Below are 19,870 nucleotides of genomic sequence, written 5' to 3' on the forward strand. Positions count from 1 at the left end.
CGAACCTCAGGAATGCGCTTGGGAAAGGTTGGTCAACTCTGGGCCTTTGGTAGGCGGCTCTTTGAGCACCACGCGCTTGATCGGGCCGACAATCACCAGGTAGCTGAACACCGCGACCAGGGCGTTGGCGCCGACAAACACCAGGGCCCACTTGAACGAGCCGGTGGTGCTGATGATGTAACCGATGACAATCGGCGTGGTGATTGAGGCCAGGTTACCGAAGGTGTTGAACAGGCCGCCACTGAGCCCGGCGATCTGTTTCGGCGAGGTGTCGGACACTACCGCCCAACCCAGTGCGCCAACGCCTTTGCCGAAGAAAGCCAGGGCCATGAAGCCCACCACCATCCATTCGATGTCCACGTAATTGCAGGCCACGATACTGCTGGAGATCAGCAGGCCACCGATGATCGGCGCCTTGCGTGCAAAGGTCAGCGAGTGGCCTTTACGCAGCAGGTAGTCAGAGATTACCCCGCCGAGCACACCGCCGATAAAGCCGCAGATCGCCGGTAACGAAGCGATAAAGCCGGCCTTGAGGATGGTCATGCCGCGGTCCTGCACCAGATACACCGGGAACCAGGTCAGGAAGAAGTAGGTGATGCCGTTGATGCAGTACTGGCCCAGGTACACGCCGAGCATCATGCGGTTGGTCAGTAGCTGGCGGATGTAATCCCACTTCGGCCCGTCGGTTTTTTTACCCTTGCCCTTGTCCTGATCCATATCGACCATCGCGCCATTGGCAGCGATGTGATTGAACTCGGCCTCGTTGATCATCGGATGCTGGCGCGGGCTGTGGATAACTTTCAGCCAGATCAGCGAGAACAGGATGCCGATCACGCCCATCACGATAAACACATGCTGCCAGCCGAAGCGGTAGACGATCCAGCCCATCAATGGCGCAAACAATACCGTGGCGAAGTATTGCGCCGAGTTGAAGATCGCCGATGCGGTGCCCCGTTCAGCCGTAGGAAACCACGCCGCGACAATACGGGCATTTCCCGGAAACGACGGCGCCTCGGCCAGGCCAACCATGAAGCGCAACATAAACAACGCGACCACCGCAGTGGAGACGCCAAACTCACCAACATAACCTTGCAGTACGGTGAACAGCGACCAGGTAAAGATGCTCAAGGCGTAGATTTTTTTCGAGCCGAAGCGGTCGAGCAGCCAGCCACCGGGGATTTGCCCGGCCACGTAAGCCCAACCGAATGCGGAGAAGATGTAACCGAGGGTGACCGCGTCGATGCCGAGGTCTTTTTGCAGGCTGGAGCCGGCGATGGCGATAGTTGCACGGTCGGCGTAGTTGATCGTGGTCACCAGGAACAGCATGAGCAGGATCAAATAGCGGACATGGGTCGGCTTGGTCGCTTGCATGAAGAAGTACTCCCACTAATTATTTTTTTTGCGGGTAATGGTTATGTCTTACTGGTTGCCGCCCCTGTAGGAGCGAGCTTGCTCGCGAAAAACGTCAACGATCACGCGAGCATTCAGGATGCACGCGGTGCCTGTGATTTTTTCGCGAGCAAGCTCGCTCCTACAGTGAAACGGGTGCTACGACCCGATATAGCTGGTCTTCACCACGGTGTAGAACTCTTGCGCATAGCGACCTTGCTCACGCGAACCGTAGGATGAACCCTTACGGCCACCAAATGGAACGTGGTAATCCACACCGGCGGTTGGCAGGTTGACCATCACCATCCCCGCCTGGGAGTGGCGCTTGAAGTGGTTGGCGTACTTCAGCGACGTAGTGGCAATACCTGCCGACAGGCCGAATTCGGTGTCGTTGGCCATGGCCAGCGCCGCCTCGTAGTCCGCCACGCGTACCACGTTGGCCACCGGGCCGAAGATCTCTTCACGGCTGATGCGCATGGCCGCTTCGCTGTCGGCAAACAGGGTCGGCGCCAGGTAATAACCTTCGGTGTCGCAGGTCACCAGGCCGCCACCACTGACCAGCCGTGCACCTTCGCTTTGGCCGATGTCGATGTATTTCATGTCCTGGTCCAATTGGGCCTGGGACACCACCGGCCCGATGTCGGTGCCGGAGTGCAACGCGTGGCCGACCTTGATCGACTTCATGCGCTCAGCCATCGCCGCAACAAACTGGTCGTGAATACCCGCGGTGACAATCAAACGGCTCGACGCGGTGCAACGCTGGCCGGTGGAATAGAACGCGCTCTGCACCGACAACTCCACCGCCTGCTTGAGGTCAGCGTCATCGAGGATGATCTGCGGGTTCTTGCCACCCATTTCCAACTGCACTTTGGCCTGGCGCGACACACAATTGACGGCGATCTGACGACCCACACCCACGGAGCCGGTGAAGCTGATGCCATCGACTTTCGGACTGTTGACCAACACGTCGCCCACCACACGACCGCTGCCCATCACCAGGTTGAACACACCGGCAGGGAAACCGGCGCGGGAGATGATCTCCGCCAGGGCCCAGGCGCAACCTGGCACCAGCTCCGCAGGTTTGATCACCACGCAGTTGCCATAGGCCAGGGCCGGGGCGATTTTCCATGCGGGAATGGCGATCGGAAAGTTCCAGGGCGTAATCAGGCCGACCACACCGAGGGCTTCGCGAGTCACTTCAACGTTAACGCCCGGACGCACCGAGGGCACGTAATCACCCGAAAGGCGTAAGCATTCACCGGCGAAGAACTTGAAAATATTACCGGCGCGGGTCACTTCGCCGATGGCTTCGGGCAGGGTCTTGCCCTCTTCCCGGGCCAGCAGGGTGCCGAGTTCTTCGCGACGGGCAAGGATTTCGCTGCCGACTTTATCCAGCGCGTCGTGGCGCGCCTGGATACCGGACGTCGACCAAGCCGGGAAAGCAGCGCGGGCAGCATCGATGGCCGCATTGACTTGGGCTACATCAGCCTTGGCGTATTCGCCAATCACATCGGCCAAATCAGACGGATTGATATTGGTGCAATAGTCGGCGCCGGTTACCCACTCACCGTTGATGTAGTTTTCGAAACGCTTTGCTTGGGACACGAATCTTCTCCTGACGCAAAAGGCCGCTGATTGCTCAGCGGCCCTGTGGATAATTTATTGCGCGCCTTGCTTGTCGATCAGCGCGGCCAGGGCTTCGTATTCTTCCGGCAGCAGATCGGTCAGCGGCGTGCGCACCGGACCTGCGTCATACCCGACGATTTTCGCGCCGGCCTTGACGATACTCACGGCGTACCCGGCTTTGCGATTACGGATGTCCAGGTATGGCAGGAAAAAGTCGTCGATGATCTTGTCGACGGTGGCGTGATCTTCGCGGGCAATGGCGTGGTAGAAATCCATGGCGGTTTTCGGGATGAAGTTGAACACCGCCGAGGAGTACACCGGCACTCCCAGGGCCTTGTAGGCAGCGGCATAAACCTCTGCAGTCGGCAGGCCGCCGAGGTAGCTGAAACGATCACCCAGGCGACGACGGATCGACACCATCAACTCGATATCACCCAAGCCATCCTTGTAGCCGATCAGGTTCGGGCAACGCTCGGCCAGGCGCTCCAACAGCGGTGCGGTGAGGCGGCAGACGTTGCGGTTGTACACCACCACGCCGATCTTGACCGACTTGCACACCGCTTCAACGTGGGCGGCAACCCCATCCTGGCTGGCTTCAGTCAGATAGTGCGGCAGCAACAGCAAGCCTTTGGCACCGAGGCGTTCGGCCTCCTGGGCGTACTCAATGGCCTGGCGGGTCGAACCGCCCACACCGGCCAGAATCGGCACGCTGGAGGCGCAGGTGTCTACGGCGGTTTTTACCACCTGGGAATATTCGCTGGCAGCCAGGGAGAAAAACTCACCGGTGCCGCCCGCAGCGAACAGCGCTGTGGCGCCGTAAGGGGCGAGCCATTCCAGGCGCTTGATGTAACCCGCCTGGTGGAAATCACCCTGGGCGTTGAAATCGGTCACCGGGAAAGACAGCAGACCGTGGGAGAGGATGGACTTCAGTTCTTGTGGATTCATTATTCGAACACCCTGGGCGAAGACTTTCTGTCGAAAGGTTATTGTTGGTTTGGCGATGTCGTACGTCATCGTACAACTATAAAGAGATTCGTCAACAGCAATTCGTCGAGCCCCGTCTGGCACCTGATGTTTGGATTGCAATTCTTGACGTAGGAAATTTCTCACCTATAGTGGCTTTAACTGTATATGCATACAGTTAAAAAGGAAGATTTCCACGACATAGCAAGGAGCTAACATGTCAGGTCTTGAACTCGCAGCACCCGAAAAAACCCCGCCTACCCTGCGTTTCGAAGGCGGTGAACACACCGCCATCGGCGATGAAACCCTGCTTCGCTTCAGCAAGGACGCCCCGGCCATCCCTGCACGCCAAGTCGAACTGCACCTACCCAACGGGCTCGCACTCACCTATGGCCAAGTGATCGCCCTGGGCGGCGACTTCTATGGCATCCCCGGCCAACCGATCAGCGATGGCAACTCCCCGGCCGAGCGCGTGCAACGCTTCACCGCCGCTTTCAACTCTCTCGCCGTGCTGCCCGCTTCACGGCAAGAAGCGCAGAAGATCCTGGCGGTGATGCAAAAGGAGATCAATGCCGTCAACCAGGCGATCAAGGAAGGCAAACAGCCGCACGAAGCCTATGACGCCCTTGGTGATACGTTGTCCGAGGAGTGGAACCGCATCACCGGCGGCGGCAGCGCTGTTTCGGCCCTGATTCCTCTGGGGCGCTACCTCAAGCTGGCCGCCGATAATGCCGATCACTTCGGTGAATGGGCCTTGTCCGCGTACCTGGCCGGCCATACGGCGGCGCTGCAACAGGCAGTGGTGGCCCACCAGACCGGCACCGACCAGGCCCTGGAATTGGCCTATGCGATGAACAGCTTTGCCGATCACTTTTTGACCGACCTGTTTTCCGCCGGCCACCTGCGGGTACCGCGCAAACAACTGGCGGCAGTGGTGACGCCAGGAGAACTCGGCTCGCTGATCAGCCGCTTCATGCACGATGAAGACAGTAAATTTGGGCTCAAGGTGCGCAATGCCATGGGCGCTCAGTGGCATGCCTACGGCGACAAGCGCTACTTCGACAGCATCGACGCCGACAATCGCGTGCAGGTCAAAGGGGCCGTACAGGCCTCGGCCGATGAGATTTTCGAAACCTTCATCAGCGGCATCGCACCCTCCCCGGCTGAGTTCAAGGCACCGCTGTATGTGCCCGACCTGAACGCCGCGCAAAACCCGGCGAATAACTTCTCGCCGCTGTTCAAGATGGAGGGGGACAAGGTACTGCGGCGCAAGGACGTCAACGATTTGAACGACAAGCACTGGACCAATGATTGGTGGGGGTGGAGCACGTACTTGCTGCTTAAGGACTACAAGCCTAATCAACCCGCCAGCTAAATAGACGCGGTACTCCAGATAATGGAGATCAACTGTGGGAGCTGGCTTGCCTGCTCCCACAGCTGACCGCGCCCGGCCACACACTCCACGATGCGAAGCGAGCCGCTCTTGATCTTGATCTGCTCTTGATCTGCTCTTGATCTGCTTTTGATCTGCTTTTGATCTCAGGCGCCCCGTTAAACCACGCTGGCCGGAATTCGACAGGGATTTGGGGGGTAAACCGGCAGGGATGCCGGTTTAGCCGCCCCGCGCCATGGATGGCGCGTGGCGGCGGCCCCCCCAAATCACTGGCGGATTACGGGCACACCGAGCCTAGGCGAGGTGCCGAGTGGTGGGGCAAGAGCCCTTTGGTTACTTTGGGGCTTTTCCAAAGTGACCCGCCGTCAGGGCGGAACCCTAAATGGCCGTTACCGCAGCAATGGATATGTACACAATCCAACCGTGTTGACTGCCAGACCGCCTTCGCGAGCAAGCCCGCTCCCACAGTAGGATCGTTGGGGTGTCAGGTAGATAGCCGCCGGTTGGCAGGCCGCTATCGCAGGCAAGCCAGCTCCTACACGGGATATGGCAAACCTCAGCCGCGCTGTGCTTCTGCCTCTTCATGGGCATGGCGCAGCCGCTCACGGCTATTGGTCAAATGCAGGCGCATGGCCGCCCGCGCCGCATCCGAATCCTGGCGGGCAATCGCCTCATAGATTTCTTCGTGTTCGCGGCTCAGGCGACTCATGTAGTGCTGTTGATCGTCATGGGCCAGGCGGGCCGAATTCAAGCGCGTGCGCGGAATGATGCTGGTGCCCAGGTGGGTCATGATGTCGGTGAAGTAACGGTTGCCGGTAGACAGTGCAATTTCCAGGTGGAAAGCAAAGTCTGATGCCACCGCGTCACCCGCGTGGGCCGCACTTTCATTCAGCGCATCAAGGGCCGCCCGCATGGCAGCCAGTTGCGCATCACTGCGACGCAAGGCGGCAAGACCCGCCGACTCCACTTCCAGGCTGATACGCAGCTCCAGAATCGCCAGCACATCACGCAGGGTCACCACGGTGGCCGGGTCAATGCGGAAGCCGCTGGGGCTGGGGGTGTCCAGCACGAAGGTGCCGATGCCATGACGGGTCTCGACCTGCCCCGCCGCTTGCAGGCGCGAGATGGCTTCACGCACTACGGTGCGGCTGACACCGTGAGCGTCCATGATCGCCGACTCGGTAGGCAGTTTATCGCCGCGTTTGAGCTGGCCATCGCGGATCTGCTCGGACAACACCGTGACCAATTCCTGGGCAAGGCTGCGGCGCTTGCGGGGCAGACGTGGAGCGGCGCTGGCGTTTTCCATGATGAACCATCTTTCTCGGCGAACTAAAGACGCATCATAGCCCATGGTGGTTGTACGATCACCGTTGTGGCGCGACTTTCATCCATATCCTTCGCGCAAAAAAATGCCCCGACATATGTCGAGGCATTTTTCAGAGCGGTGTGAAGACAAAATCCGCCTACTTCACCACTTTCAAGCTCGGCCGACCGCTAGGGCGCGGCGGCTCGGTGTCCGGTGGCGGCACATCATCACCGCCCTCGCCTTCGATCGTTTCGTCGTCCTCGAAAGGCGACTCCAGATCGAACACCATGCCCTGGCCATTTTCCCGGGCGTAGATCCCCAGGATGGCACCAATGGGCACGAACAGCGTATGCGGCACGCCACCGAAACGCCCTTCAAAGCTCACCGCTTCGTTGTCCATGTGTAGATGGCGCACGGCACTGGGTGATACGTTCAGCACGATTTGTCCGTCGCTGGCGAAACCCTGTGGCACATCCACCTTGGGAAACTCGGAATTGACCAGCATGTGCGGTGTGCAATCGTTGTCCACAATCCACTCATAGAGCGCGCGGACCAAATAAGGTCGACTGGAGTTCATCAACGGCTCCTTAAGCCTTAGCGCATATCGCGTTCGACACCAGACAGACTCGCCTGGAAAGCCTCACGCGCAAATTGGCGCTCCATGTAATCAAGCAGCGGCTTGGCCGGCCGTGGCAGTTCAATGCCCAGGATCGGCAAGCGCCAGAGTATGGGTAATAGGCAGCAATCCACCAGGCTTTGTTCCTCACTGAGGAAAAAAGGTTTATCGGCAAACAGCGGCGAAACACCGGTCAGGCTTTCACGCAATTCCTTGCGCGCCTGCACCCGAACGGCCTCTTTTGACCGTGAATCCAGAATCACATCCACCAGCCCGCACCAGTCACGCTGGATCCGATGGATCAGCAGGCGGCTGTTGGCACGCGCCACCGGGTACACCGGCAGCAAAGGTGGATGCGGGTAACGCTCATCCAAGTATTCCATCACCACGGTTGACTCCCACAACGCCAGGTCACGATCGACCAGGGTGGGCAAGCTGCCGTAAGGGTTCACTTCGATCAGTTTCGGCGGCTGACGGCCCGCCTCCACACTGATGATCTCGGCGCTGACACCCTTCTCTGCGAGCACGATGCGTACTCGGTGGGAATAGTGGTCGGCGGGGTCGGAGTAACAGGCCAACCGATTGGTCACGCCCATGGCGGTCCTCCTCGCTTGTTGAAATTATCGAAAGCTCAAAAACGAGCGCGCCCAGAGAGCATCTCTGTAACGTCCGGTCAAACCAGGCGTTACGTGTTCAGAGATACCGCTGGGCGCGCAAGATTAACAGCAATTGCTTACGGTTGGATCAATGCACATCCTTCCAGTATTCGCGCTTGAGCAGATAAGCGAATACGAAGAAGAAAGTCAGGTACAGCAAGACGTACGTACCGATGCGCTGATGCTGCAGTTTGACCGGGTTGGCCGAGTAGGCCAGGAAGGTCACCAGGTTCTTGACCTTCTCGTCGAACTGCTCTTCGTTCAGCGTACCGGTCTTGGGCACGATGGTCAGTTGATCGCACGCTTCATGGGTCAGCGGCGTGCCGGTCAAAGGATCGTATTGCTTCTTGCCGTCTTCAACGACCTGAACCTGCTTGCATCCTACCACTTGACGGCCCTGCAGGCCGACCAGAACGTTCGGCATGCCGACATTCGGGAAGACTTTGTTGTTCACGCCATAAGGGCGCGCCGGGTCTTCATAGAAGGACTTGAGGTAGCCGTAAAGCCAGTCGGTACCTCGCACACGGGCCACCAGAGTCAAGTCCGGCGGTGCGGCGCCGAACCAGGTCTTGGCATCAGCCGGCTGCATGCCGATGTTCATATGGTCGCCAATCTTGGCGCCGGTGAACACCGCGTGGCTGAGCATCACCTCATGGGGAATGCCCAGGTCATCGGCGACACGCTCGTAGCGCTGGAACTTGGCGCTGTGACACCCCATGCAATAGTTGGTGAATGTACGCAGCCCGTCCTGCATGGCGGCCTTGTCAGACACATCAATATCGACTTTTTCCAGCTGCGCGCCATGCTCGGCGGCGAAAGACAGTAGCGGCAGGGCCGCAAGCACGAATGCAACGAATAATTTTTTCATCAGCCAGTCACCCTTTCCGGAACCGGTTTGGTCTTCTCGAGCCGGGTATAGAACGGCATCAGAATGAAGTAGGCGAAGTACAGGAAGGTGCAAACCTGCGACAGCAACGTACGCTCAGGGGTCGGCGCCAGGACGCCCAGAACACCCAGGATCACGAACGAAATGCAGAACACCCACAGCCAGATCTTGCTCAGCCAGCCTTTGTAACGCATCGACTTGACCGGACTTCGGTCGAGCCACGGCAGCACGAACAGCACCGCGATGGCTGCGCCCATGGCGATCACGCCCATGAGTTTGTCGGGGATCGCACGCAAGATCGCGTAGAACGGCGTGAAGTACCAGACCGGGGCAATGTGCTCGGGTGTCTTGAAAGCGTTGGCCTGTTCGAAGTTAGGCTTCTCCAGGAAATAGCCACCCATCTCCGGGAAAAAGAACACGATCGAGCAGAACACAAACAGGAACACCACTACGCCGACAATGTCTTTCACGGTGTAGTAAGGATGGAATGGAATGCCGTCGAGCGGGATGCCGTTCTCGTCCTTGTGCTTCTTGATATCCACGCCATCAGGGTTGTTGGAGCCCACTTCGTGCAGCGCCAGGATGTGCAGCACCACCAGTCCCAGGATCACGATCGGCAGGGCCACCACGTGCAAGGCGAAGAAGCGGTTCAGAGTGATACCGGAGATCAGGTAGTCACCGCGAATCCACTGGGTCAGGTCATTGCCGATCACCGGGATCGCGCCGAACAGCGAGATGATCACCTGGGCGCCCCAGTACGACATCTGGCCCCATGGCAGCAGGTAGCCCATGAAGGCCTCAGCCATCAGTGCCAGGTAGATCAACATGCCAAACACCCACACCAGCTCGCGGGGCTTCTGGTAGGAGCCGTAGAGCAGGCCGCGGAACATGTGCAGGTAAACGACGATAAAGAACGCCGACGCACCGGTGGAGTGCAGCAGGCGCAGGATGGAGCCGTACTCGACGTCACGCATGATGTATTCGACGGAGGCGAACGCCTCTTCCGCCGAAGGCGTGTAGCTCATCGTCAGCCAGACGCCGGTGACAATTTGGTTGACCAGCACCAACAGGGCCAGAGAGCCAAAGAAGTAGAAGAAGTTAAAGTTTTTTGGCGCGTAATATTTGCTGAGATGGTCTTCCCACATTTTAGTGGCGGGGAAGCGCGCATCCACCCAATCCATGAACTTGCTCATCACGCGTTCTCCTTATCGAGGCCAATGACTATGAGGTCGTTAGTTTCGTAGGTATGCGGCGGCACGGGCAGGTTCAGTGGCGCGGGCTGGGACTTGTAGACGCGGCCGGCGAGGTCGTAATGGGAGCCGTGGCACGGGCAGAAATAACCACCGACCCAGTCCTTGCCCAAGTCGACAGGCGCTACTTCCGGGCGGAAGGTAGGGGAGCAACCCAGGTGGGTACACAGACCAACCAACAGCAGGATCTCTGGCTTGATCGAACGTGCTTCGTTCTTGGCGTAGGCGGGTTGGTCGGATTTCTCGGATTGGGGGTCAGACAACTGGCCTTCAATCTTCTTGAGATTCCCCAGGATTTCCTCGGTACGGCGAACAATGAAAACCGGCTGGCCGCGCCATTCAGCAATCATCTGCTGGCCTGGCTCGATCTTGCTGACATTCACTTTCACCGGTGCACCTGCGGCTTTCGCCTTGGCACTGGGAAACCATGACCCCACGAACGGGACCGCAGCCCCCACCGCTCCTGCAGCACCCACCACGGATGTGGCTGCTACCAAGAAGCGACGCCGGCCTGCATTCACGCCGTCATTGCTCATTCAGTCCTCTCCCATCAGCTTTTTGGCCTGTTAAATCAGGCGTCTACTAAGTGTTGAATCTTTACTTATAAAAATTTTGACGGATGGTAATGAAAAGCCCCACGTATGACAAGGGAATTGCCCGGGCCTCCGCCCTCAGGCCTTGTAGTATAGGGGGTCTACGGATGTGGCAAGTTGTCACGGCGAAAAATGTGCATAAATCGCAGGCAATAAAAAACGCCCAGCTCCGTGAGGAGGCTGGGCGTTTTTTGGAACGTAAAGCGAATTAACGCTTCGAGTACTGCGGACGCTTACGCGCTTTACGCAGACCGACTTTCTTACGTTCAACTTCACGAGCATCGCGAGTAACGAAGCCAGCTTTGCGCAGAGCGCCACGCAGGGTTTCGTCGTACTGCATCAGAGCGCGAGTGATACCGTGGCGGATTGCGCCAGCTTGACCACTTACACCGCCACCGATAACGGTGACGTAGATGTCGAACTTTTCAACGGTCTCGGTCAATTCCAGCGGCTGACGAACTACCATGCGGGCAGTTTCGCGACCGAAGAAGTTGTCCAGGGAGCGGTTGTTGATCGAGATGTTACCAGTGCCCGGACGCAGGAAAACGCGTGCGGTTGCGGTTTTGCGACGGCCAGTGCCGTAATTTTGAGTCGCCGACATAATGAACTATTCCGTTAAAACTTCAGTTCTTGGGGCTGCTGAGCAGCATGAGGGTGTACAGCGCCCGCATAGACTTTCAGCTTGCGAAACATATCGCGACCCAGTGGGCCCTTCGGCAGCATGCCTTTGACCGCGATTTCGATCGGGGCTTCAGGCTTCTTGGAGATCAGGCCTTCAAAGTTGGAAGACTTGATACCGCCTGGGAAACCGGAGTGACGGTAGTACATTTTGTCTTGCGCTTTGTTGCCGGTAACACGTACCTGCTCAGCGTTGATGATCACGATGTAGTCACCGGTATCAACGTGCGGGGTGTATTCAGGCTTGTGCTTGCCACGCAGACGGCTGGCGACTTCAGTGGCCAGACGACCCAGGGTCTGACCAGCGGCGTCGACGACAAACCAGTCGCGCTGAACTGTTTCCGGTTTTGCAGTAAAAGTTGTCATTCTTTAATAGCCTCAGGGGCCGCCCTGTAAATTAGACGGCGGATCTTACTGAATAGTGCGTACTTTGACAAGTCAAAGGCAGCCGGATACAGACGCTATCGGGGGCTCGGGTCGGCGCGTCCGTTCAACGGCAAGATTCTTCGGCAGGCGGCGCATCACTTCCACTGCAGAAAGAGGTGGGCAATTATGCAGATTGCGAAAAAAAATTCAACCTGCTTTTATGATTGTTTTCCCCCGAAGGAGTACCCGATGGATTACCGACAGCTGGGCCGCACCGATCTGAACGTCAGCGCCATCGCGTTGGGCACCATGACCTGGGGCGAGCAGAACAGCGAGGCAGAGGCTTTCGCGCAGATCGAACGGGCCAAGGCCGCGGGGATCAACTTCCTCGATACCGCAGAAATGTACCCGGTACCGCCCAAGGCCGACACCTACGCCACCACCGAGCGCTACATCGGCAACTATTTCAAAAGCCGTGGCGACCGCGCCGACTGGATCCTCGCCAGCAAGATCGCCGGCCCCGGCAACACCATCGACTATATCCGCGATGGCCACCTGCGCCACAACCGCAAGCACATCGCCGCAGCCCTCGACGCCAGCCTCAAGCGCCTGCAGACCGACTGGATCGACCTCTACCAATTGCACTGGCCGGAGCGCAGCACCAATTTCTTCGGCCAGTTGAGCTACAAGCACAAGGACGAAGACGACCTCACCCCGCTGGAAGAAACCCTCGAAGCCCTGGATGAACAGGTCAAGGCCGGCAAGATCCGCCACATCGGCCTGTCCAACGAAACCCCGTGGGGCACCATGAAGTTCCTGGCCCTGGCCGAAGCCCGTGGCTGGCCGCGCGCGGTGTCGATCCAGAACCCCTATAACCTGCTCAACCGCAGCTTTGAAGTGGGCCTGGCGGAGGTTGCCATCCGCGAGCAGTGCGGCTTGCTGGCCTATTCGCCTTTGGCGTTCGGCATGCTCAGTGGCAAGTACGAAAATGGCGCTCGCCCGGCCAAGGCGCGCCTGACCGAGTACAGCCGCTTCAGCCGCTACTTCAACCCGCAATCGGAAGCCGCGTGCAGCCGGTATGTGGCGTTGGCGCGCGAGCATGGCCTGGACCCGGCGCAGATGGCGCTGGCGTTTGTGACGCAGCAGCCGTTTGTGACCAGCAATATTATTGGGGCCACATCGCTGGAGCAGTTGGATAGCAATATTGCCAGTGCCGAACTGAAACTGTCGAAAGAGGTGCTGGATGGGATTGAGGCGATTCAGAAGGATCATCCGAATCCGGCGCCTTGATTGACCTTCAGACCGCTATCGCAGCGATGCGGCGACCCGACAAGCCAGCTCCCACATTTTGATCTGTGAATACCGTCAAATGTGGGAGCTGGCTTGCCTGCGATGAGGCCATCAAGAGCACCAGACAATCAAAGCGCCCGCGCAATAATCTCCTTCATGATTTCATTGGTACCCGCATAAATGCGCTGCACCCGCGCATCCGCCCAGGCCCGGGCGATCGGGTATTCCCACATGAAGCCGTAGCCGCCATGCAACTGCACGCACTCATCGAGCACCTTGCATTGCAGGTCCGTGGCCCAGTACTTGGCCATCGCCGCCGTGGGCACGTCCAGCTTGCCTTCCAGATGCAAGGCCATGCATTGGTCGACAAACACGCGACCAATCTGAATCTCGGTGGCCATCTCGGCCAGCTTGAACCGGGTGTTCTGGAAGTCGGCAATCGCCTTGCCGAACGCCTTGCGCTCGCGGGTGTAGTCCAGGGTCCATTGCAACGCCGCTTCGGCTGAGGACAGTGCACCAATCGCCACGGTCAGGCGTTCTTGCGGAAGTTCCTGCATCAGGTAGGCAAAGCCCATGCCCGCCTGGCCCAGCAGGTTTTCCTTGGGCACACGCACGTCCTGGAAGAACAGCTCCGAGGTGTCCTGGGCCTTCATGCCGACTTTTTCCAGGCGCTTGCCCTTGTCGAAGCCCGGCGTGTCGGCTTCCACCAGGAACAGGCTGGTGCCCTTGGCGCCGGCCTTGGGGTCGGTCTTGGCAACAACGATCACCAGATCGGCCAGGTAGCCATTGGTGATAAAGGTCTTGGAGCCGTTGATCACGTACTCATCGCCATCCAAAACCGCTGTGGTCTTGACGCCCTGCAGGTCGGAACCAGCGCCCGGCTCGGTCATGGCAATGGCCGTGACCATCTCCCCGGAGATCAACTTGGGCAGGTACTTGTGCTTCAGCGCTTCACTGCCGTAATGCAGGATGTAGGGCGCGACGATATCCGAATGCAGGGAAAAGCCGATGCCGGTCAAGCCCAGGCGACTGACTTCTTCGATCACCACTGCGCTGTAGAGAAAATCCGCGCCCAGGCCGCCATATTCCTCCGGCAGGTGGGAACACAACATGCCCGCCTCCCCCGCCTGGTTCCACAGGTTACGGTCGATATAGCCCTGTTTTTCCCATTGCCCATGGAAGGGCACGGCGTGCTTTTCGAGGAAGGTGCGCACGCTCTCGCGGAAGAGTTCGTGCTCCGAGCTGAACAAGGTTCTGGGGATCATGGTTCACCTGCGTGGATTGTCGGACAAGGACGAGCCCACAGAGCCTATGCCCCGATGGCGTCACGGGACACTGGACACATGCGACAAAAAATAAGACGATCCAGCCGTCTGGTGACCACTTTCCCCTATAAGAATAAATGAAATTATGTCTAACCAAATCTCCACGCCGTTGCGGCGCGTCAGCATTTTGGCCATTGATCGGGTATTCGCTTCCACCCTCATGCAAGCCAAGGATTTTTTCCATCTGGCCAGCCTGCGCTACGGCAAACAGCAAGGCCTGGGCCTGACCCCGGCATTCGAAACACGCCTGGTCAGCCCCGACGGGCAATCAGTGCGCAGCTTCAGCGATGTGATCATGCCCGTGGACGGTGGCCTGGAAGATGCCGATATCATTGTGCTGCCGGCCTTCTGGGACGACTTCGACGCCCTGTGCACGCGCTACCCGCAAGTGCTGCCGTGGCTGCGCGCACAACATGCCCGTGGTGCCGTGCTGTGCGGTGAAGCCACCGGGGTGTTCTGGCTGGCCGAAGCCGGGCTGCTCGATGGCAAGGAGGCGACCACCTACTGGCGGTTCTTCAATGCCTTCAGCGAGCGCTTCCCCAGGGTGCAGCTCAACCAGGACAAGCACCTGACCGATGCCGACAACCTGTATTGCGCCGGCGGCACCACGTCGGCCTGCGACCTTTACATCTACCTGATCGAACGCTTTTGCGGCGCCAACATCGCCCAGGCCGTGGCCCGCGACATCCTTTATGAAGTGCAGCGCAGCTATTCGCCGGGGCGTATCGGTTTTGGCGGGCAAAAGCTGCATCAGGACGTGATCATCCTGCAGATCCAGCACTGGCTCGAAGAGCATTTTGCCGACAAGTTCCGCTTCGAAGACGTCGCCCGGGAGCACGGCATGAGCATCCGCAACTTCATGCGCCGCTTCCAGACCGCCACCGGTGACAAGCCGCTGCATTACCTGCAACGGCTGCGCATCGAGACGGCAAAGGGCCTGCTCTCGGGCAGCCGCAAGAGCATCAAGACCATCAGTTACGAGGTGGGTTACGACGATGCGAGTTTCTTTGCGCGGTTGTTCAGGCAGCACACGGAGTTGTCGCCGAACCAGTATCGCCAGCAGTTCCAGCAGGCCGCCTAATCTCAGGCAGACATACACCATTGTGGGAGCTGGCTTGCCTGCGATGACGGTGTATCAGCCAGCATATAGTTGACTGATACACCCCCATCGCGGCATAGGTATCTACACAACTCTTTGGTGCGACGCCGGACCTGTGGGAGGGGGCTTGCCCCCGATGGCGGCCTGATAGCCGACCAGAATGCTGGACTTTGATCGAGTGCATATCCGTTGTTTGGGTCACGGCTGCTATTGGTTCCGCTTTTACAGCGGGTCACTTTCGAAAAGCGCGAAAGTAACCAAAGCGCTCTTGCCCCACCACTCGGCACCTCGCTTAGGCTCGGTGTGCCCGTAATCCGCCATGGATTTGGGGGGCCGCCGCCACGCGCCATCCATGGCGCGGGGCGGCTAAACCGGCATCCCTGCCGGTTTACCCCCCAAATCCCTGGCGAATTCCGGCCAGCGTGGTTTGATGGGGCGCCTAAGATCAAGATCAAAAGCAGAGCAAGAGCAAGAGCAAGAGCGGCTCGCTTCGCATCGTGGTTAGCGTCGGCAGTGGCTACAAAAAGTTGTGTAGATACCCATGGTTATCGGGGGCAAGCCCGGCTCCCACATTAGATCTCCATTGAGCTGGAGATTGATTAAGGCTTGTGCCCGCGCGACAGGAACTCGTGGGACTGCATTTCCAGCAGGCGGCTCAGGGTACGCTGGAATTCGAAATTCAAGCGGCCGCCGGTATAGAGGTCCTTGAGTTCGACTTCCGCCGAGATGATCAGCTTGACGTTACGGTCGTAAAACTCGTCGACCATGTTGATAAATCGCCGCGCAATGTCGTCGGTGGTCACGCCCATCTGCTCCACGCCGCTCAAGATCACCGCATGGAAGATCTTGCCCAGCTCGATGTAGTCGTTCTGGCTACGTGGGCCGTCGCACAGTTGGCGGAATTCGAACCAGGCCACGTCATCGCAGGTACGCAAAGCGATGATTTCGCGGTTCTCGATCATCAGCTTGTCGTTTTCCACCGCCTGAGTGCATTCCGGCGTCAGCGCGCGGAAGCTCTTTTTCAGGCTGTCGTGCGCCGCCTGGTTCAGCGGGAAGTGGAACAGTTCGGCTTGCTCCAGATGGCGCAGACGGTAGTCGACGCCGCTGTCGACGTTGACGATATCAGTGTTCTGCTTGATCAGCGCAATGGCCGGCAGGAAGCGCGCACGCTGCAGGCCGTCCTTGTACAGGCCATCAGGCACGATGTTCGAGGTGGCCACCAGGGTCACGCCGTTCTTGAACAACTCTTCCATCAAAGTGCCGAGGATCATGGCGTCGGTGATGTCGGAGACGAAGAATTCATCGAAGCAGATCACCCGTGCCTCTTGGGAGAAACGCTTGGCAATGATGGTCAGCGGGTTTTTCTCACCCGGCAGGGTTTTCATCTCTTCGTGCACGCGCTTCATGAAGCGGTGGAAGTGAGTACGGACCTTTTCCTTGAATGGCAGCGCTTCAAAGAAGGTGTCTACCAGGTAAGTCTTGCCCCGGCCGACGCCACCCCAGAAGTACAGGCCCTTGACCGGCGTGTGGTCTTTCTTGCCAAACAGCTTGCTGAACATCCCTGGCTTGCTTTGCGAGGCCGCGACCAGATCGTCGTACAGGCGCTGCAAATGACGCACAGCATTTTCCTGGGCCGCGTCATGGAAGAATTCAGGGCGTTTCAGATCAGCTTGATATCGTTCTAGGGGCGTCATAATTTCGTTAGCAAGGCAACAAAAACGGGCCGACACTGTAACGACGGCCCTGGAGAATGGCAATCAACCCTTGGTCGGGTTAATCCTCGATTGGGGTTAACGCAACGCGCAAGGCTTCGATGGCCGCGTCACGCGACGCTTCATCGACGTACTCGGCACCGTCTGCTACTGCGGCGCCGTCCAGCCATACGCTGAAGCTCAGAGCCTCGGAGCGCACGTCCAGCGCATCACCACCTTGCAGTTGCCTGGTCACCGCGCCGGCTGCTTTGCCATCGGTAAAGTTGCGCGACAACAGCAGTTGCTCGCCGTCGGCGGCCAACAGGCGGAAGCGGAAACTGCCGTCTTCCTCACGAAAGCTCACGAAACGTGCAGCCTTCGCCGCTTTTTTCTTGGTGGCGACCGGCGCCGCAGCCTGGTTGACGAACGAACGCAAGCCCACCGCTTCACGCAGCTCGGCCAGGAACGGTGCCGCCACAGCGCGGGCCTTTTTGGCGCCGACTTGCAGCAGGTCTTCCATGTCCGATGGGCGCGCCATCAGTTGATGGTAACGCTCGCGCGCTTCGCCGAGCTGGCCGTCGAGCAGTTGGAACAGACGGTTCTTCGCCTCGCCCCAGCCCAGGCCTTGCAGCAGCTCACCACGGAACTCTTCTTCCTGGGCCTTGGTCGCGAACGCCTGGTACAGGGTGAACAGGTGCGAGTTGTCCGGGTCCTTGGCTTCGCCCGGCGCGCGGGAGTCGGTGACGATCCGCGAGATCGCGTCTTTCATGTCCTTGGCGCTGGTGAACAACGGGATGGTGTTGTCGTAGCTCTTGGACATCTTGCGGCCATCCAGGCCCGGCAAGGTGGCGACGCTTTCTTCGATCAGCGCCTCGGGCATGGTGAAGAATTCTTTACCGTTGCCGAACAGGTGGTTGAAGCGCTGGCCGATGTCGCGGGCCATTTCCACGTGCTGGATCTGGTCGCGACCCACCGGCACCTTGTGCGCGTTGAACATCAGGATGTCCGCCGCCATCAGCACCGGGTAGCTGTACAGGCCCATGCTGATGCCCGCATCCGGGTCTTCACCGTTTTCCACGTTTTTGTCCACCGAGGCCTTGTAGGCATGGGCGCGGTTGAGCAGGCCCTTGGCGGCAACGCAAGTCAGCAGCCAGGTCAGCTCGGGAATTTCGGGGATGTCCGACTGGCGGTAGAAGGTCACCCGGTTCACATCCAGGCCACCGGCCAGCCAGGTCGCGGCGATTTCCATACGCGAGCGCTGGATGCGCTGCGGGTCGTCGCATTTGATCAGGGCGTGGTAGTCGGCCAGGAAGTAGAAGGAATCGGCATTCGCGTCTTCGCTGGCGAGGATCGCCGGGCGAATCGCACCGGCATAGTTGCCCAGGTGCGGCGTGCCGGTGGTGGTGATACCGGTGAGGATACGGGTACGGGTCGTCATGGGGGATCGCTTGTCATCAATTCGAAAGGCGTGGCAGCACCAGATCCTTGAGATCGGTCAGCTTGCCGTGAAAAAAGTGTCCGCATTCTGCCACTTTCAGCAACTCATGGGGGCGTTTCAGGGCGGCGGACCAGGCGTAGACCACTTGCGGGTCGACCACTTCGTCGCTTTCCGGCTGGATCAGAGTCAACGGGCAGCCTTGGGGCAGCACGTCCGACTCGCCCAGGCGCATCACCGCCGCCGCCACCATGAACAGGTGCGCGAGCTTCTCGCCCTTGGCTTCCAGGCGGCCGCCAAGACTGGCGGCGACGTAACCACCGAAGGAAAAACCCAGCAAGGTGATCGGCAGGTCCGGGTGTTTTTCCCGCAGCCAGGTGGCGGCCGCTTCAGCATCATCGACTTCACCACTGGCCATATCGTGTGTACCGGCGCTGGCACCGACACCACGATAATTGAAACGCAAAGTAATCAAACCGGCATCGCGGGCAGTGCGTTGCAGGGTCGAAACGACTTTATTGAGCATGGTCCCACCCTGCACCGGGTTAGGGTGGCAGATCAGCGCCAGGCCACGTGGTTCGGGATGATCCAGGTACAGGGCTTCCAATTGGCCCACCGGGCCATCGATCAAAACGGGGGTTTCACGCATGAGCAAGGATGAACTCCGTGACCTCTCAAGGGGTCGACTCGTCTAGCTAAAAGTCTGTGCATGGCATCATTGCGAGCTTAATCGCGGTATACAGCGCAGGTTTGAGCCGTTAACGTAAAGCAAAGCCGTTTATAGAGGAAGGACTCGTGGAACACTCGCTCTTAGTTTGGTTGTTGCCGACTCTTGCCCTGGTTGCCGGTGTCGCCATTGGATTCCTGGTTGCTCGCCTGCTGCCGAATGCCGCGCCTAACCGCACGCAGCGTCAGCTGGATGACATTCAGGAACGTTTTGACAGTTATCAGAACGAGGTTGTTACCCACTTCAACAGCACCGCGACCCTGGTCAAGAAGCTCACCCAGAGCTACCAGGAAGTACAGGATCACCTCGCCGATGGGGCTAACCGCCTGGCCCTCGACGACATCACTCGCCAGCGCCTGCTGGCTGCGCTGCATTCCGATGCACCGCAAACCCCGCGGGAACGCTTGACCCCGCCACGGGAAAACCAGGAGCCACCACGGGACTACGCGCCAAAAACGCCGAACGCTCCAGGCATGTTGGATGAGCATTACGGCTTGAAGAAGTAAGTCATCCTCAAGCAATAAAAAAGCCCGGCTGGTCGATGATCAGCCGGGCTTTTTTTGGGCAGCCACTTCAAGAAC

General features: G+C 58.9%; 19 protein-coding genes. 4 read left to right on the top strand and 15 right to left on the bottom strand.

Annotation, left to right across the window (positions count from 1 at the left end; all coding sequences use genetic code 11):
* Positions 1 to 6: 6 nt before the first annotated feature.
* The 3 genes from TX23_RS07265 to kdgD form a co-directional block, all read right to left on the bottom strand.
* On the bottom strand, positions 7 to 1,371 hold the full coding sequence (locus TX23_RS07265; protein WP_057701609.1) for an MFS transporter: 1,365 nt from the start codon (positions 1,369 to 1,371) through the stop codon (positions 7 to 9).
* A 177-nt stretch (positions 1,372 to 1,548) separates the two neighbouring features.
* Positions 1,549 to 2,994: an aldehyde dehydrogenase family protein gene (locus tag TX23_RS07270; RefSeq protein WP_057701610.1), complete on the bottom strand. Its 1,446-nt coding sequence runs from the start codon at positions 2,992 to 2,994 to the stop codon at positions 1,549 to 1,551.
* A 54-nt stretch (positions 2,995 to 3,048) separates the two neighbouring features.
* Positions 3,049 to 3,960, bottom strand: coding sequence for a 5-dehydro-4-deoxyglucarate dehydratase (gene kdgD, locus TX23_RS07275; protein WP_034118093.1), 912 nt, complete (start codon positions 3,958 to 3,960; stop codon positions 3,049 to 3,051).
* Positions 3,961 to 4,195: 235 nt separating this feature from the next.
* Between kdgD and TX23_RS07280 the strand changes: the two genes are divergently transcribed.
* Entirely contained in the window at positions 4,196 to 5,353 is a 1,158-nt protein-coding gene (locus TX23_RS07280; protein ID WP_057701611.1) for a hypothetical protein, read from the top strand.
* Between the two features lie 574 nt (positions 5,354 to 5,927).
* Here TX23_RS07280 and TX23_RS07285 read toward each other — a convergent pair.
* The 8 genes from TX23_RS07285 to rplM all read right to left on the bottom strand — a co-directional run bounded on the left by TX23_RS07285 (position 5,928) and on the right by rplM (position 11,722).
* Positions 5,928 to 6,677 carry a FadR/GntR family transcriptional regulator gene (locus tag TX23_RS07285; RefSeq protein WP_032877801.1) on the bottom strand — a complete coding sequence of 250 codons (750 nt, stop codon included), beginning with the start codon at positions 6,675 to 6,677 and terminating at the stop codon, positions 5,928 to 5,930.
* Between the two features lie 157 nt (positions 6,678 to 6,834).
* The gene (locus tag TX23_RS07290; protein ID WP_057701612.1) at positions 6,835 to 7,254 is read right to left on the bottom strand and encodes a ClpXP protease specificity-enhancing factor; all 420 of its coding nucleotides are present in this window, start codon (positions 7,252 to 7,254) and stop codon (positions 6,835 to 6,837) included.
* A gap of 17 nt (positions 7,255 to 7,271) precedes the next feature.
* The gene (locus TX23_RS07295) at positions 7,272 to 7,889 is read right to left on the bottom strand and encodes a glutathione S-transferase N-terminal domain-containing protein (protein ID WP_057701613.1); all 618 of its coding nucleotides are present in this window, start codon (positions 7,887 to 7,889) and stop codon (positions 7,272 to 7,274) included.
* A 148-nt stretch (positions 7,890 to 8,037) separates the two neighbouring features.
* Complete coding sequence (locus TX23_RS07300) at positions 8,038 to 8,817, bottom strand: cytochrome c1 (protein ID WP_057701614.1); 780 nt, start codon at positions 8,815 to 8,817, stop codon at positions 8,038 to 8,040.
* Positions 8,817 to 10,028: a cytochrome b gene (locus TX23_RS07305; protein ID WP_003188526.1), complete on the bottom strand. Its 1,212-nt coding sequence runs from the start codon at positions 10,026 to 10,028 to the stop codon at positions 8,817 to 8,819. The genes TX23_RS07300 and TX23_RS07305 overlap by 1 nt, the downstream gene beginning before the upstream one ends.
* Positions 10,028 to 10,621, bottom strand: coding sequence for a ubiquinol-cytochrome c reductase iron-sulfur subunit (petA, locus tag TX23_RS07310; protein WP_057701615.1), 594 nt, complete (start codon positions 10,619 to 10,621; stop codon positions 10,028 to 10,030). The genes TX23_RS07305 and petA overlap by 1 nt, the downstream gene beginning before the upstream one ends.
* Positions 10,622 to 10,886: 265 nt before the next feature.
* Positions 10,887 to 11,279, bottom strand: coding sequence for a 30S ribosomal protein S9 (gene rpsI / locus TX23_RS07315; RefSeq protein ID WP_002555064.1), 393 nt, complete (start codon positions 11,277 to 11,279; stop codon positions 10,887 to 10,889).
* A gap of 14 nt (positions 11,280 to 11,293) precedes the next feature.
* Entirely contained in the window at positions 11,294 to 11,722 is a 429-nt protein-coding gene (gene rplM / locus TX23_RS07320; RefSeq protein WP_003171742.1) for a 50S ribosomal protein L13, read from the bottom strand.
* A gap of 249 nt (positions 11,723 to 11,971) precedes the next feature.
* On the opposite strand from rplM, the gene TX23_RS07325 reads away from it, so the two are divergent.
* The gene (locus tag TX23_RS07325; RefSeq protein ID WP_057701616.1) at positions 11,972 to 13,012 is read left to right on the top strand and encodes an NADP(H)-dependent aldo-keto reductase; all 1,041 of its coding nucleotides are present in this window, start codon (positions 11,972 to 11,974) and stop codon (positions 13,010 to 13,012) included.
* A 128-nt stretch (positions 13,013 to 13,140) separates the two neighbouring features.
* Here TX23_RS07325 and TX23_RS07330 read toward each other — a convergent pair whose 3' ends face one another.
* Positions 13,141 to 14,277 carry an acyl-CoA dehydrogenase family protein gene (locus TX23_RS07330; RefSeq protein ID WP_057701617.1) on the bottom strand — a complete coding sequence of 379 codons (1,137 nt, stop codon included), beginning with the start codon at positions 14,275 to 14,277 and terminating at the stop codon, positions 13,141 to 13,143.
* 244 nt (positions 14,278 to 14,521) lie between these two features.
* Between TX23_RS07330 and TX23_RS07335 the strand changes: the two genes are divergently transcribed.
* On the top strand, positions 14,522 to 15,418 hold the full coding sequence (locus tag TX23_RS07335; protein WP_198708283.1) for a GlxA family transcriptional regulator: 897 nt from the start codon (positions 14,522 to 14,524) through the stop codon (positions 15,416 to 15,418).
* 617 nt (positions 15,419 to 16,035) lie between these two features.
* On the opposite strand, the gene zapE is transcribed toward TX23_RS07335, so the two are convergent.
* From zapE to TX23_RS07350, 3 genes are all read right to left on the bottom strand, one after another.
* Positions 16,036 to 17,130 (bottom strand): cell division protein ZapE, encoded by a 1,095-nt coding sequence (zapE, locus tag TX23_RS07340; protein ID WP_005784768.1) that lies wholly within the window; start codon positions 17,128 to 17,130, stop codon positions 16,036 to 16,038.
* 79 nt (positions 17,131 to 17,209) lie between these two features.
* A complete protein-coding gene (locus TX23_RS07345; RefSeq protein ID WP_057701619.1) occupies positions 17,210 to 18,565 on the bottom strand; it encodes a tryptophan--tRNA ligase in 1,356 nt (451 codons plus the stop codon).
* Between the two features lie 16 nt (positions 18,566 to 18,581).
* Positions 18,582 to 19,211, bottom strand: coding sequence for an alpha/beta hydrolase (locus TX23_RS07350; RefSeq protein ID WP_057701620.1), 630 nt, complete (start codon positions 19,209 to 19,211; stop codon positions 18,582 to 18,584).
* Between the two features lie 146 nt (positions 19,212 to 19,357).
* Between TX23_RS07350 and TX23_RS07355 the strand changes: the two genes are divergently transcribed.
* A complete protein-coding gene (locus TX23_RS07355; RefSeq protein WP_003171734.1) occupies positions 19,358 to 19,795 on the top strand; it encodes a YhcB family protein in 438 nt (145 codons plus the stop codon).
* Positions 19,796 to 19,870 lie beyond the last annotated feature (75 nt).

It is taken from the genome of Pseudomonas paralactis, from assembly GCF_001439735.1.
In the GTDB taxonomy this organism is placed as follows: Bacteria; Pseudomonadota; Gammaproteobacteria; order Pseudomonadales; family Pseudomonadaceae; genus Aquipseudomonas; species Aquipseudomonas paralactis.